12 protein-coding genes are annotated in these 13,580 nt (G+C 63.1%); 7 read left to right on the forward strand and 5 right to left on the reverse strand.

Features of this window, described 5'->3' with window-relative positions; all coding sequences use genetic code 11:
• Window positions 1-3: 3 nt before the first annotated feature.
• A complete protein-coding gene (gene cphA / locus ACIPHM_RS21535; RefSeq protein ID WP_400332786.1) occupies window positions 4-2,637 on the reverse strand; it encodes a cyanophycin synthetase in 2,634 nt (877 codons plus the stop codon).
• 13 nt (window positions 2,638-2,650) lie between these two features.
• Complete coding sequence (locus ACIPHM_RS21540; protein WP_400332789.1) at window positions 2,651-2,944, reverse strand: hypothetical protein; 294 nt, start codon at window positions 2,942-2,944, stop codon at window positions 2,651-2,653.
• Here ACIPHM_RS21540 and ACIPHM_RS21545 point away from each other — a divergent pair.
• The 3 genes from ACIPHM_RS21545 to ACIPHM_RS21555 all read left to right on the forward strand — a co-directional run bounded on the left by ACIPHM_RS21545 (window position 2,934) and on the right by ACIPHM_RS21555 (window position 6,829).
• Window positions 2,934-5,336: an ABC transporter ATP-binding protein gene (locus ACIPHM_RS21545; RefSeq protein WP_400332792.1), complete on the forward strand. Its 2,403-nt coding sequence runs from the start codon at window positions 2,934-2,936 to the stop codon at window positions 5,334-5,336. The two genes, ACIPHM_RS21540 and ACIPHM_RS21545, sit on opposite strands and share 11 nt — an antisense overlap.
• A 29-nt stretch (window positions 5,337-5,365) precedes the next feature.
• Window positions 5,366-5,833: a DUF1854 domain-containing protein gene (locus ACIPHM_RS21550; protein WP_400332795.1), complete on the forward strand. Its 468-nt coding sequence runs from the start codon at window positions 5,366-5,368 to the stop codon at window positions 5,831-5,833.
• An 87-nt stretch (window positions 5,834-5,920) separates the two neighbouring features.
• Complete coding sequence (locus ACIPHM_RS21555) at window positions 5,921-6,829, forward strand: recombination-associated protein RdgC (RefSeq protein ID WP_400332798.1); 909 nt, start codon at window positions 5,921-5,923, stop codon at window positions 6,827-6,829.
• Window positions 6,830-6,976: 147 nt separating this feature from the next.
• On the opposite strand, the gene ACIPHM_RS21560 is transcribed toward ACIPHM_RS21555, so the two are convergent.
• Complete coding sequence (locus tag ACIPHM_RS21560; protein ID WP_400332801.1) at window positions 6,977-7,690, reverse strand: SDR family oxidoreductase; 714 nt, start codon at window positions 7,688-7,690, stop codon at window positions 6,977-6,979.
• A gap of 195 nt (window positions 7,691-7,885) precedes the next feature.
• On the opposite strand from ACIPHM_RS21560, the gene ACIPHM_RS21565 reads away from it, so the two are divergent.
• Window positions 7,886-8,530 carry a TetR/AcrR family transcriptional regulator gene (locus ACIPHM_RS21565; RefSeq protein WP_400332804.1) on the forward strand — a complete coding sequence of 215 codons (645 nt, stop codon included), beginning with the start codon at window positions 7,886-7,888 and terminating at the stop codon, window positions 8,528-8,530.
• A 410-nt stretch (window positions 8,531-8,940) separates the two neighbouring features.
• Here ACIPHM_RS21565 and ACIPHM_RS21570 read toward each other — a convergent pair whose 3' ends face one another.
• Entirely contained in the window at window positions 8,941-9,129 is a 189-nt protein-coding gene (locus tag ACIPHM_RS21570) for a hypothetical protein (RefSeq protein WP_400332807.1), read from the reverse strand.
• A 351-nt stretch (window positions 9,130-9,480) separates the two neighbouring features.
• Between ACIPHM_RS21570 and minC the strand changes: the two genes are divergently transcribed.
• Genes minC through minE form a run of 3 tightly spaced genes read left to right on the forward strand, consistent with a single transcriptional unit; the run spans window position 9,481 to window position 11,365 of the window.
• A complete protein-coding gene (gene minC, locus ACIPHM_RS21575; RefSeq protein ID WP_400332882.1) occupies window positions 9,481-10,242 on the forward strand; it encodes a septum site-determining protein MinC in 762 nt (253 codons plus the stop codon).
• Window positions 10,243-10,285: 43 nt separating this feature from the next.
• A complete protein-coding gene (gene minD / locus ACIPHM_RS21580) occupies window positions 10,286-11,101 on the forward strand; it encodes a septum site-determining protein MinD (protein ID WP_400332810.1) in 816 nt (271 codons plus the stop codon).
• 9 nt (window positions 11,102-11,110) lie between these two features.
• Entirely contained in the window at window positions 11,111-11,365 is a 255-nt protein-coding gene (minE, locus tag ACIPHM_RS21585; protein WP_039397958.1) for a cell division topological specificity factor MinE, read from the forward strand.
• Between the two features lie 342 nt (window positions 11,366-11,707).
• On the opposite strand, the gene ACIPHM_RS21590 is transcribed toward minE, so the two are convergent.
• Window positions 11,708-13,456 carry an AMP-binding protein gene (locus ACIPHM_RS21590; RefSeq protein WP_400332814.1) on the reverse strand — a complete coding sequence of 583 codons (1,749 nt, stop codon included), beginning with the start codon at window positions 13,454-13,456 and terminating at the stop codon, window positions 11,708-11,710.
• Window positions 13,457-13,580 lie beyond the last annotated feature (124 nt).

The raw sequence follows: 13,580 nt of genomic DNA on the forward strand, positions 1-13,580 counted from the left end.
GGCTCAGGCGGCCAGTGCGCGCATCGGCTGGCCCATCCACAGATGCACCAGATCGAGCATCGCGGCGGCGCCGCCTTCGTCGGCCTGCAACACGAGCAGATCGCCGCTCGTGAGCTGGGCCAGCGCGGCTTCGGCCGCGGCGCGGCGCTCACCGGCGTCGCTCACCTGCACCTTGCGCCCGGCCGCGTCGATACCTGCACGCAGTTGGGCACGCGACTCGGCCGACTCGCGCTTGCGCGCAATGCTCAGGTCGTCGCACAGCACCACGCGCTCGAACGTCTGCGCCAGGAGCTTGCCTTGGGCCTGAAGGTCGTCGTCCATGCGATCGGCCCCCGGGCCGTACACTACCGTGCGGCGCTCGGCGGGCAGGGTGGCGAGGGCGGCGGCCAGCGCGGTGAGGGCCGGTGCGTTGTGGGCGTCGTCGACGACCACGGTGGCGCCTTGCTTCTCGAAGACCGTGAAACGGCCCGGTGCATCGACCTGACCGACGTCGAACGTGGTTACGCCCGTGCGCAGAATGTCGAGCGCGACGCCCATCGACCACGCGGCAGCCACGGCGGCCAGCACGTTTTCGATCTGGAAGGCGACGCGTCCGGCATAGGTCAGCGGCATATTGGCCGTGGCGCCGATGCCGGTCTCTTCGGAACCCGTCGCCAGAATGACCTGGCCGTTACGTACGAAGACCGCGCGCTTGCCTTCGGCGCGATGCGCCACGATGGCCGGCAGTTGTTCGTCCAGCCCGAAGAAGATCACGTCGCCGTCGCACAGATCGGCCATTTCCACGACTATCGGATCGCGGGCGTTGAGCACGGCCACGCCATCGGGCAACACCACGTCGATCTGCGTGCGCAGCACGTTGAACATGCGGTCGACATCTTCGACGAAGTACTGGCCCAGATGGTCCGGTCGGTCGATGTTCGTCACGATGCCGACCTGGCAACGGTCGTAGGCGAGGCCTTCCGAGAGGATGGCGGTGCTGTCGTTTTCGAAGACGGCGGCCGTCACGCTGGCGTTCATCAGCACGCGGTTCGCGGCGTCCCAGTTGGCGCGGTCGCCGCTTTGCACCAGTCGCTTGTCGAGGAACAGGCCGTCGCTGCACGCGAGGCCGGTGTGTTCGCCCGCCAGTTGCAGCAGGTGGGCGAGCAGGCGGGCCGTCACGGTTTTGCCGTTCGTGCCGGTAATGCCGACGATCGGAATGCGTCCGGCGTCGCCATCGGGGAACAGATGGTCGACGATGGCGCGTCCGACCGGGCGCGGCGCGCCATCGGCCGGCTTCAGGTGCATGAGCAGGCCGGGGCCGGCGTTGACTTCCACGATCGCGCCGCGTTGTTCGGCGAGCGGACGGGAAATGTCTTCCGTGACCAGATCGACACCGGCAATGTCCAGGCCCACGATCCGGGCGGCCAGCGACGCATGGGCAGCCACGCTCGGGTGCACGCGGTCGGTGACGTCGAACGCGACGTTGCCGTTGCGCTGGATCAGCACGTTCTTGCCTTCGGGCGGCACGGAGTCGGCGTCGAAGCCCTGACGCTTGAGCTCAAGCCGGGCCGACGAATCGATGCGCACGCGATTCAGCGGCTGGTCTTCAGCGCTGCCACGACGCGGGTCGTTGTTGATTTGCCGCTCGATGAGCTCCGAGACGGTGTGCTGGCCGTCGCCGACCACCGAGGCCATTTCGCCCATGGCGGCAGCCACGACACGACCGCCCACGACCAGCAGACGGTGCTCCAGCCCCGGCACGAAGCGCTCGACGATCACGCCGTTGCCTTCGTCCAGCGCCACACCGAACGCGGTGATGACTTCGTCTCGCGTGGCGAGATTGATGAACACACCTCGGCCATGGTTGCCGTCATACGGTTTGACGACCACCGGCAGGCCGATGTCCTGTGCAGCTTCCCAGGCGTCTTCGGCGCTGTCGACCAGACGGCCTTCCGGCACGGGCACGCCGCACGATTCGAGCAACTGCTTGGTCAGGTCTTTGTCGCGCGAGATGCTCTCGGCGATGGCGGGAGTGCGGTCGGTTTCGGCGGTCCAGATGCGGCGGGCGGCGGCGCCGTAGCCGAGTTGCACCAGATTGCCGTCCGACAGACGCAGATGCGGGATGTCGCGGTCGTCGGCCGCGTCGACGATGCACGCCGTGCTCGGGCCGAGGCAGTGCTTGTCGACCAGCGAGCGCAATGTTTCGACGGCGGCCTCGACGTCGTAAGGACGGTCTTCGATGGCGGCCATGACCAGATCGCGGGCCGCGAACAGTGCCGCGCGGGTCACCTCTTCGTGCCAGGCCCGCACGATGACTTTATAGACGCCGCTGATCGGGGTCTCGCGCGCCTTGCCGAAGCCGCCGGGCATGCCGGCGAGATTCTGGAGCTCGAGCGTGACGTGCTCAAGAATGTGGCCGGGCCAGGTGCCTTCACGCAGACGCTGAAGGAAGCCGCCGCGCTCGCCTATGCTGCAGCGATGCTCGATGAGAGTGGGCAGCCACTCGGACAGCCGTTCGGGGAACCCCGGGATCTTGTTCGACGGGAACTCCTCGAGTTCACCGATATCGACCCATGCCTCAAGCACCGGCCGATATGTCCACATATTCGGGCCGCGCAGCGACAGGACATCGAAAATCTCAATGTCTTTCTTTTTCATCTAAGGCTTTTATTCACGCGTCAGGGCTGGGTACGGAGAAGCCGGCGAGGCCGATTTCAAGCGGCACAGCCGGTCGCGCTCTTACAGTTAACTGGTTACTTAACGTAAAAATCCGTAAACGGTTGACCGGCGCAATAATATTTCCATGCTGCAGCGTGTCATCGCGGAACTCCGTGCCGCAAAAAGCGTCGCTGTGGTTATACTTGCGGCAATTTTGCGGATTGACAGGGAAAATCCGCCTCGATTTTTTTCGTTTGCCTCGATGTCCGCCCCTTGAGGACACGTCTGCCGCATCAATGACCGACACCTCCGCTCTTGCGGCGTCAACCGCCGCCGCCCCGACCGATTCTCCTGCGCTTTCCACCGCCTCCCGCAGTGCTGCCGCCGAGTCCTGGTATCCGGACCTCGCCGCGCAACTGGCCGACGGGGAGTCCGTGCTGGCCTGGCTGAGCATCGATCTGGACGCCCAGTTGCACTTCGCGCGCGGCGTGGTCGTGGCAACCGAGCACCGGGTGATGGCGCGCGAGGCGCGTCGTGACGGGCCGTCCGGTGCCGCCCAACCCTGGCAGTCCTGGCCCTACCTGGCAGACTTGACGCTCACGCACACCGACCACGCGGGCGTCGGCTCGCTGGAGTTGTGCGACGCCCGCGAGAAGCTCGCGAACTGGCGTTACACCCTCGGCCACAATCCGGCGGCGCTCGCGCTCATGGATGCGGTCGTGCGTCAGCGCGACGCCCGGGTCGCCGGGCATGCCGCGCGCGACGTGCCGCAAGCGCCGGGCACGTGCCCGATCTGTCAGGCCGAACTGCCGCCGGGCGCGGAGGAGTGCCCGCAATGCAACCCGGAGGTGGAAGCCCCGCCGTCGACATGGGCATTGCTGCGGCTGTGGCGATTCGCGCGTCCGTATCGTTTTCAGTTGCTGGCCGGTTTCCTGCTCACGCTGTGCGCCACGGGCGCCACGTTGATCCCGCCGTATCTGACGATGCCGCTCATGGACAACGTGCTGATCCCGTTCCAGAACGGCCAGCCGATCGATTACCACCTGGTGGGAATGTACCTGTCGGGCTTGCTGGGCGCGGGGTTGGTCGCCTGGGTGCTGGGCTGGGCGCGCACGTATCTGCTCGCCAAAGTGTCGGAGCGCATCGGCGCCGACTTGCGCACGGCTACGTACTCGCACCTGCTGCGGCTCTCGCTCGAATACTTCGGCGGAAAGCGCACGGGCGACCTGATGGCGCGCATCGGCTCGGAGAGCGACCGCATCTGCGTTTTCCTCTCCTTGCACCTGCTCGACTTCGCCACCGACGTGCTGATGATCGTCATGACGGCGATCATTCTCGTGTCGATCAATCCGTGGCTGGCGGTCGTCACGCTGCTGCCGCTGCCGTTCATCGCGTGGCTGATTCATCTCGTGCGCGACCGCTTGCGTCATGGTTTCGAGAAGGTCGACCGGATCTGGTCCGAAATCACCAACGTGCTGGCCGACACCATTCCGGGCATTCGGGTGGTCAAGGCGTTTGCGCAGGAAAACCGCGAGGTCGCGCGCTTCAAGGAAGCGAACCGTCACAACCTGATGGTCAACGACCGCGTGAACAAGGTCTGGTCGCTGTTCACGCCGACGGTGACCTTCCTCACGGAAGTGGGGCTGCTCGTGGTGTGGATCTTCGGCATCTGGCAGGTCTCGAAGCATGAGATCACGGTCGGTGTGCTCGCCGCGTTCCTGACCTACATCAGCCGTTTCTATACGCGTCTCGATTCGATGAGCCGTATCGTGTCGGTCACGCAGAAGGCTGCGGCTGGCGCGAAGCGCATCTTCGACATTCTCGATCACGTCTCCAATGTGCCTGAGCCGGTCAATCCCGTGCATCTGAAGGAAGTGAAAGGCGCCATCGACTTGCGCGACATCGGCTTCCGCTACGGCAACCGCGCGGTCATCCGGGGGATGGACCTGCGCATTGCGCCGGGCGAGATGATCGGTCTCGTCGGTCACAGCGGCTCGGGCAAGAGCACGCTCGTGAACCTGATCTGCCGTTTCTACGATGTGGCCGAAGGCTCGATCCAGATCGACGGCGTGGACATTCGCGCGCTGCCGGTCTCGGACTTCCGCCGCAACGTCGGTCTGGTGTTGCAGGAGCCGTTCCTGTTCTTCGGCACGATTGCGGACAACATCGCCTATGGCAAGCCGAACGCGACGCGTGCCGAGATCGTGGCCGCAGCGCGGGCCGCTCACGCCCATGAGTTCATCCTGCGTCTGCCGCACGGCTACGATTCGCTGGTCGGTGAGCGCGGACAGGCGCTCTCGGGTGGCGAGCGTCAGCGTATTTCCATCGCACGGGCGCTGCTGATCGATCCGCGGATTCTGATTCTCGACGAGGCGACGTCCTCCGTCGATACGGCGACCGAGAAGGAAATTCAGAAGGCGCTCGACAACCTCGTCAAGGGACGTACGACGATTGCCATCGCGCACCGCCTGTCGACGCTGCGCAAGGCCGACCGGCTCGTGGTGCTCGATCGCGGCAAGATCGTCGAGGTGGGCAATCACGACGAACTGATCGCCCGCGAAGGCGCGTACTACAAGCTCTATCAGGCGCAGCAGCGCAACGTCGATACCGATACCGACGAGGTCGTCGCGTCGGCCGAAGCTGCCGCGGTGGTGGCAGCGGTGAGCGCTGCGCCGGCGCAGCCGCTGTCCGTCAATTAATCGTTCACCGATCGCTCGCGAAGACACTCATGCAGATTGATTTCACCCTGTCGCGCAACGCCTTCGGACGTCTGGTGCTGACGGACGCCGAGGGCGTCGCCCATGAAGGCGTGGTGCCCGTGCGGGCATTTCCGATTGCCGCGCCGGACGACGGCCTCGCGCTCGTGAGCACCGAAGGGCGCGAGCTGGTCTGGCTCGACTCGCTCGACACGTTGCCGTCGGCCATGCGCGCGCTGGTGCACGACGAACTCGCCGCGCGCGAATTCATGCCGGAGGTGCTGCGCATCAAGGGCGTGTCGACCTTCGCCACCCCGAGCACGTGGACCGTCGAGACGAATCGCGGCGAGGCGTCGTTCGTGCTGCGGGGGGAGGAGGACATCCGGCGTCTGGGTGGACAGACGTTGCTCATCACCGACAACCACGGCATTCACTTCCTGATTCGCGATTCGGCCGCGCTGGACAAGCCCAGCCGGAAGATTCTCGACCGCTTCCTCTGAGCGCATTTCACCCGATTGGGGTTGCCGCACTTCGCCGGACCTCCCGTCACTGGTAAAATCCGTGCTTTTGATTTTGCGGTGATGCCGATGTGGTTCAAGAATCTTCAGTTGCACAGAATTCCTGCCGGTTGGTCCATGAGCGTCGCGCAAATGGAAGAGGCGCTCGAGAAGCACGCCTTCCGCGAGGGCGGCAGCCTTGAGATGCAGGTGCAAGGGTGGGCGCCGCCGCGTGACGGCGGTGAGCTCGTGCACAGCATCAACCGTCAGTTCCTGCTGGCCTATCGTGCGGAGAAGAAGCTCCTGCCGACGACGGTCGTCAACCAGGTCACGCGTGCCAAGGCCGCCGAGCTCGAGGAGCAGCAAGGCTTCAAGCCGGGCCGCAAGCAGATGAAGGAACTCAAGGAGCAGGTCACCGACGAATTGCTGCCGCGTGCGTTCGGCATTCGTCGCGACACGCGTGTGTGGATCGATCCGGTCAATCGCTGGCTGGTCATCGATGCCGCTTCACCCGCGAAGGCCGACGAAGTGCGCAGCCTGCTGCTCAAGACGCTCGATATCATTCTCGAGAACGTCGAACTCAATGAGGCGCCGGTCGCCGTGATGACGTCGTGGCTTGCCGGTAACGATGCGCCGGCCGGCTTTACCGTCGATCAGGACGTGGAACTGCGCTCGAATACCGACGAAAAAGCCGCGGTCCGCTATGTGGCTCACCCGCTCGACGGCGCCGACGTGCGTCAGCACATCGAGGCGGGCAAGCGCTGCACCAAGCTGGCGATGACGTGGAACGACCGCATTTCGTTCGTGCTGACCGACGCGTTCATCATCAAGCGGATTACGCCGCTCGATATCATCAAGGACGCCGCCGATCCGACCGCCGAAGGCGAAGCCGAGAAGTTCGACGCCGATGTCGCGCTCATGACCGGTGAACTCGCCCGCATGCTCGACGATCTGGTCGAGGCCGTGGGGGGCGAGCGTGAGATGGACAAGGCCGCGTGATGTAGCGTTGTTTGCGCCTTTGCCGTTTTGGCGAGGCGAGCGAGACGAATAACAGGAACGCCGCGATGCCCCTTGGGATGTCGCGGCGTTTTTGTTTCCGATGCTGTGCCGAGCGGCGAGCGCTTATGACTGCGCCGACTACGCCGGCTACGCCGTCTGTGCCGTCGGCTCGATCAGATAGATGCCCTGCGAGAGCCCCTGTTTGACCTGACGCGTGCTTTCGTCGACGCTCACCTCCTCTTCACCGGCTTCGACAGCGTCGTATGCCTGACGCACGACATCGGACGGGGCGCTCTTTTCGGCGTCGAGACCGCTGGTCAGATCGGTATCGATGTAGCCGGCGTGCAAGCCGACCACCTGTGTGTTCTGGGCGCGCAACGCCTGGCGAACGCCGTTGGTCAGCGACCACGCGGCTGACTTCGTGATCGCGTATTCGGGAATATTCGACGAACTGATCCAGCTCACGATGGAGAGCACGTTGAGCAGGGCGCCGCCGCCGTTGTGGCCGAGGGCAGGGGCAAACGCCTGTGTCATGGCAAGCACGCCGAACAGGTTGGTTTCGAGCGTTTCGCGCAGCAACTCCGCCGCGCCGGGACGCGTCAGACCGTTGCTCTGGCGCGCGATGCCGGCGTTGTTGATGAGCAGGGTGACGTCGCCGGCCAGCTTCGCGGCAGCGGCGACCTGTTCCGAATCGTTGACGTCGAGCCTGACCGGGATGACGCCCGGCAGCGTGACCTTCGCCGGGTCGCGCGATCCGGCGTACACCTTCTTCGCGCCACGAGCCAGCGCCTGCTTTGCAAATTCGAGCCCCAGGCCACGGTTGGCCCCGGTCACGAACACTACGGCATCTTTGATCTTCATTTCACTGCTCCAGCAAGGTAAGAGGACGCGGAGTTTCGGCTATACTTTATGACAATTGTGATCGACATCGTCATTGGTGGGGCCATTGTGCCGAGTTGTGCGGGTAAATGTCAATGTCGATCAACATTGTCTTTTTCGATGACGTCGATAAACGTGATTGCGCGATTGCGTATGGTGGGCGTGAAGGAGTCGCAAATGGGTATTTCAAGAGAACAGGCGGCGGAAAATCGTGAGGCGATTGTTGCGGCTGCGGAGCGGCTGTTCCGCGAGCACGGTGTGGATGCCGTGGGGCTGACAGCGCTGATGAAGGAAGCGGGCTTTACGCAGGGTGGGTTCTACAACCACTTCAAGTCGAAGGGCGCGCTGGTCGCCGCCGTGATGGCGCGCGCCGTGGCGAACAGCGAAGGGGCGCTGACGAGTGCCGTGGCGGGGGGCGGGCAATATCTGTCGACCACGCATCGCGACGACGTGGCAAACGGCTGTCCGCTGGCAGGCTTCGCGGGGGATGTGCCGCGCATCGGCGACGAAGCGCAAGCGTGCTACGCAAAAGCGCTGTCGGAAGCCATCGACCGCATGGTGGCCAACGAGGTTGCGCAAGGAATAACTCGCGAGCAAGCCAATCGGGCCGCGATGGCGCGCTTCGCCCAGATGGTAGGGACGCTGGTGCTCTCGCGCGCTGTCGTCAGTGCCGATCCGGCGCTGTCGGACGCATTGCTGGAGGCTGGGCGTGGGGCGATTGATGGGGGGGGCGTTCTCGGAGATGAAGATCCCAATCTTTGTCGTCGTCTACCGTGTGGATCGACGCTGGCGGCCCCATCGCTGAAGGGCGGGGGCGTGTAGACAATGCTGCGTCGCCACAACATGGCGGCGCCGATCTCTCGACGCTTTGGATGTCACCCAAACACGGTATACCCGAATCGCTTTCGGGTACCTATTTCGATAGGGATTGCCTAGAATGAAAACGTGCCATCCCGCCTTATCGAAGTTAGGAGGCGACTATGCTGACAGGGAGCTTGATTGGGATGTTGGTGATTGCGCTGGTCGTCGGTGCTGCCGTCGCCTGGCTGGCCGATCGCAATTGGTGTCGCGAGCATCCGGCGGCGCGGCACACATGGCGTCGTCACCGTCGTGATGTAAGACACGGTTGAGTCGTGAAGGAACCCGCTGGGGCATGCGCCCCGGACAAATGAAAAGCCCGCCTTCCGGCGGGCTTTTTGTGACTACAGACACCTCAACAACTGGCTGGGCGTTCAGGCAACGGCCTGAAGGAAGTACTTGCCCTGAACAGTCAGACGCGGCGATTTCTTCCCCGCCTCCAACTCTTCCCACTCGATCAGTTTGCTCTCGAGCAACGATTCGAGGTCCGGGCGATCAAGCTCCACTTGCTCCGGAGCGTCCTTGACCAGCATCAGGGTGGCAAATTCATGATGACTCAGCATCTCCGTCTCCCGGTTTGCGGTTCCACAGGGGGGTCCCTCGTCAGGGACTTTAAGGATAGGTCACGATTATGGCGCTTGCGCGACAAAATTCGCACTTTCGATGCTGCTTCGCAGCATTTCTTTTAGTGGACTTTCCCATGGCCAGCTTAGGCTGTCGTGATGACATTAGTATGTCAATCGACTCGCATTTATCAACGCATAAAACGTATACAAAATGCATCGATTTGCTGCGGCGCACCAATGGTGAAATTCGAGCAAAACAGGGTCTTGCCCCGCTTATTTGCGGTTTGCTCTGACGAAGGAACGGTAGAATGCCCCAATTCGCCAGTCATTCGCGCACAACAACCTGACATGCCGCAAAAGAAAACGCCGTACTTCGAGTTGCGCAGCGGTGCCGTGGACACCCTGCATTTCGTAGTCAAGACGCCTCAACTGGATACGCTGCGCACTGAACTGGCGCAGCGTTTTGAAGCGACCCCGGAGTTTTTTGCTGGCGACACGGTCGCCATCGACGTGCGGCGTCTGGCCGGCGGCGAGCGCGTTGCCGTGCCCGCGTTGGCCAAAATGCTGGCCGAGTTCTGCATGAAGCCGATCGGGGTGGTCGCCAACTCGGAGCAAACGGATTGGGCGGTGGTCGACGGTCTGCCGCTTCTGGATAGCCAGGAGCGTCACGAGCGCCGTACGTCGCGCGCATCTCGCGATAGCGAGGCCTCGGCCGAGACCGGCACCGGGTCCTCGCAAGCCACCGCGGCGCCGGTCGTGCCCGACGTATCTTCGATCCCCTCGACCATCATCGACCGGCCGTTGCGTTCGGGCCAGCAGGTGTATGCGAAAGGCGATCTGATCATCCTCGATCTCGTCAGTTTTGGAGCCGAGGTGATCGCGGAAGGTAATATTCACATTTACGCGCCGCTACGGGGACGGGCGCTGGCAGGCGTAAAGGGCAAGCTCGATGCGCGCATCTTCTGCACCTGTCTGGAGCCCGAGCTGATTTCCATCGCCGGTATTTACCGGACCGGCGAATATGCGCTGCCGCCCGATGTTCAGGGACGGTCGGTTCAGGTGCGGCTGGTAGACGACAAACTGATTTTCGAGCCCCTCGGGCTCAAATGATTCGTAGCTAAATTCATCCTCAAGTTTGGGAAGGCATCGACAGATGGCAAAAGTGATTGTGGTGACCTCTGGCAAGGGTGGTGTCGGCAAGACGACGACCAGCGCCAGCTTTTCCGCCGGCCTCGCCTTGCAGGGGCACAAGACGGCAGTCATCGATTTCGACGTCGGCCTGCGCAATCTCGACCTCATCATGGGTTGCGAGCGCCGCGTGGTGTATGACCTGATCAACGTGATTCAGGGCGAAGCAAACCTCAATCAGGCACTCATCAAGGACAAGTCCTGCGAGAACCTGTTTATCCTGCCCGCCTCGCAAACGCGTGACAAGGAAGCGCTCACGCAGGCCGGAGTCGAGAAGGTTATCAAGGACCTGGCCGGCATGGGCTTCGAGTACATCGTGTGCGATTCGCCGGCCGGTATCGAGTCGGGCGCGCTGCTCGCGATGCATTTCGCCGACGAGGCACTCGTGGTGACGAACCCCGAAGTGTCGTCGGTACGCGATTCGGATCGCATTCTGGGCATTCTCTCGTCGAAGACGAAGCGTGCCATCGAAGGCGGCGAGCCGATCAAGGAGCACCTGCTCATCACGCGTTACAACCCGAAGCGGGTCAACGATGGTCAGATGCTGTCGCTGGAAGACATTCAGGAAATCCTGCGTATCAAGCTTATCGGCGTGATTCCGGAGTCGGAGTCGGTGCTTCATGCCTCGAACCAGGGCACACCTGCCATCCACCTGGATGGTACGGATGTAGCCGATGCGTATCGCGACGTGGTGAGCCGATTCAAGGGCGAAGACAAGCCCATGCGCTTTACCGACTATCAGAAGCCGGGCCTGTTGCAGCGCATTTTCGGCTCGAAGTAAGGAGCGCCAATGTCCTTCCTGTCTTTCCTCCTGGGGGAGAAGAAAAAGACCGCCGCCGTTGCCAAAGAGCGCTTGCAGATCATTCTGGCGCACGAACGCACGGGCTCGTCGCCGCCGGCAGATTATCTGCCGGCCCTGCAACGTGAACTGGTGGCCGTCATCTCCAAGTACGTAAAAATCGCACAAGACGACATCAAGGTCAGCGTCGAGCATCAGGACAACCTGGAAGTGCTCGAAGTGAAGATCGAACTGCCGCAGACCTGACAGGTCCTGGCCGGCCGGCGCCAGCGCAACAACGCGGGTGCCGTTGGTGATGTCCGAATAAGCGAAAGCCCGCCACCCTCGATGCAGGGTGGCGGGCTTTTGTCGTGCCCCACGCTTCGATACCGCGAGGCCGTCCGGTTTTCAGATCGATCAACACGCGCGCCTCGCTTGCGTAATGTTGCGGCGGCCCGGACGGGGCCTCCTACTCCAGCGCCAGTGCGCGAACGCCATTCGCTTCGGAGACCGATATTCTTGCGGGCTTTTCGGAAAGCCCTGCGGCGCGAAAGCGCTTGCCGTCGAGCCCATCGCCTTGCGTGCTCACCCGCTCACTCGATTGCTCGCTTATGCGCTCTCGCGCGCGGGTGGATTGGGCATGGCATTTGCGGGCGCCGGATCGCGCAACTCGCGTCGCAGGATCTTGCCGACAGTCGTCTTGGGCAGTTCGCCCTGACGGAATTCGATGATGCGCGGCACCTTGTAAGCGCTCAGATGCTTGCGGCAGTGCGCGGTCATGGCTTCGGCGCTCAACCGCGGATCTTTCGCGACGACCACGAGCTTCACGCGCTCGCCTGCCACCGGATCGGGCACCCCGACCACCGCCGCCTCGCGCACACCGGGGTGCAGCATCGCCACATCCTCGATCTCATTCGGATAGACGTTGAAGCCCGACACGAGAATCATGTCCTTCTTGCGGTCGATGAGGCGCACGTAGCCGCGCGCGTCCATCACGCCGATGTCGCCCGTCATCAGCCAGCCGTCGGCGTCGAATGTCCTGGCCGTTTCCTCGGGACGATTCCAATAGCCGCTCATGACCTGGGGGCCGCGCACGCACAATTCGCCCGGCTCGCCGATCGGTGCCCAGGTGCCGTCGTCGCGCTTGAAGCGCACGTTCGTCGACGGGGCGGGCAGGCCGATGGAACCGGTGAAATCGCAGTCGGCCATGTGCGCGATATCGACCGGATTCATCGTGACGATGGGCGAGCATTCGGTCAGGCCGTAGCCTTCGATGATCGGCTTGCCGGTGACCTGCTTCCAGCGCTCGGCAATGGCGCGTTGGGTTGCCATGCCGCCCGCCAGCGACAGCTTCAGTCGGGAGAAGTCGCGCGCGCGGAATTCGTCGTTTTCGAGCAGGCCGTTGAACAGCGTGTTCACGCCCGTGACACCGGTGAAGGTCTCGTTGCGGATGATGTAGACGACTTTCTTCACGTCGCGCGGATTCGCAATCAGGATGTTGCGTCCGCCAAGACTCATGAAGACGAGGCAATTCACCGTGAGCGAGAGGATGTGATACATCGGCAGCAACGACAGATTCACTTCGATGTCACCGTCGAGTTGATCGGCCGCCCATGCCTCGGTTTGCAGCAGGTTGGCCAGCACGTTGCCGTGCGAGAGCATCGCGCCCTTGGCGACCCCGGTCGTGCCCCCCGTGTACTGAAGGAAAGCAAGGTCGTCGCGGGTGAGCGGCACCGGGCTCGCCTGGCGTTTCGCGCCGTCGGCGAGCGCGTGACGCAGCGGCGTCGCCTGCGGCAATTCGTAGGGCGGCACCTGCTTGGCGATGCAGCGCATGAGGAAGTTGACGGCGCGTCCCTTGACGTTGACCCCCGGCGCTAGCAGGTCGCCGATCTGCGTGATGAGGACGTTGCGCACTTGTGTGGCGGGAAGTGCCTCCTGCAAGGTTTTCGCGAAGTTCTCGAAGACGACGATCGTGCGTGCGCCGCTGTCCTGCAATTGGTGCTTGAGCTCACGCACTGTGTAGAGCGGATTGACGTTGACGACCACCGCGCCCGCGATGAGGGTGCCGAAAAGGCAGATCGGATACTGGAAGCAATTCGGCATCATGAGCGCGACGCGCTCGCCCTTTTGCACACCGTTCGCTTGCAGCCAGGCGGCGAAAGCATACGCCTGACGGGATACTTCGGCATAACTGATTTCGCTGCCCAGACTCACGAACGCAACGCGTTCGCGGTACTTCCCGATCCATTCGTCGAAGGCCTGCACCAGCGACCTGTAGCGCGTTACGTCGATGTCGGCGGGCACGCCGGGAGGGTAGGCGTCGAGCCACACGCGCGCATGCTGAACCGCTTGATCCATTGTCGTCTCCGTTGAAATATTTCTTTTTTCACTGCCGTTCGTGGCCCGTTGGCGGATCATCGTTTGATGCGCGCTTATGCGGCCATGCGGTCATGCGGACACGGCCGCTCTGCCGTCGGCTCGC

Source organism: Pandoraea sp. NPDC087047 (assembly GCF_044745225.1).
Lineage (GTDB): Bacteria > Pseudomonadota > Gammaproteobacteria > Burkholderiales > Burkholderiaceae > Pandoraea.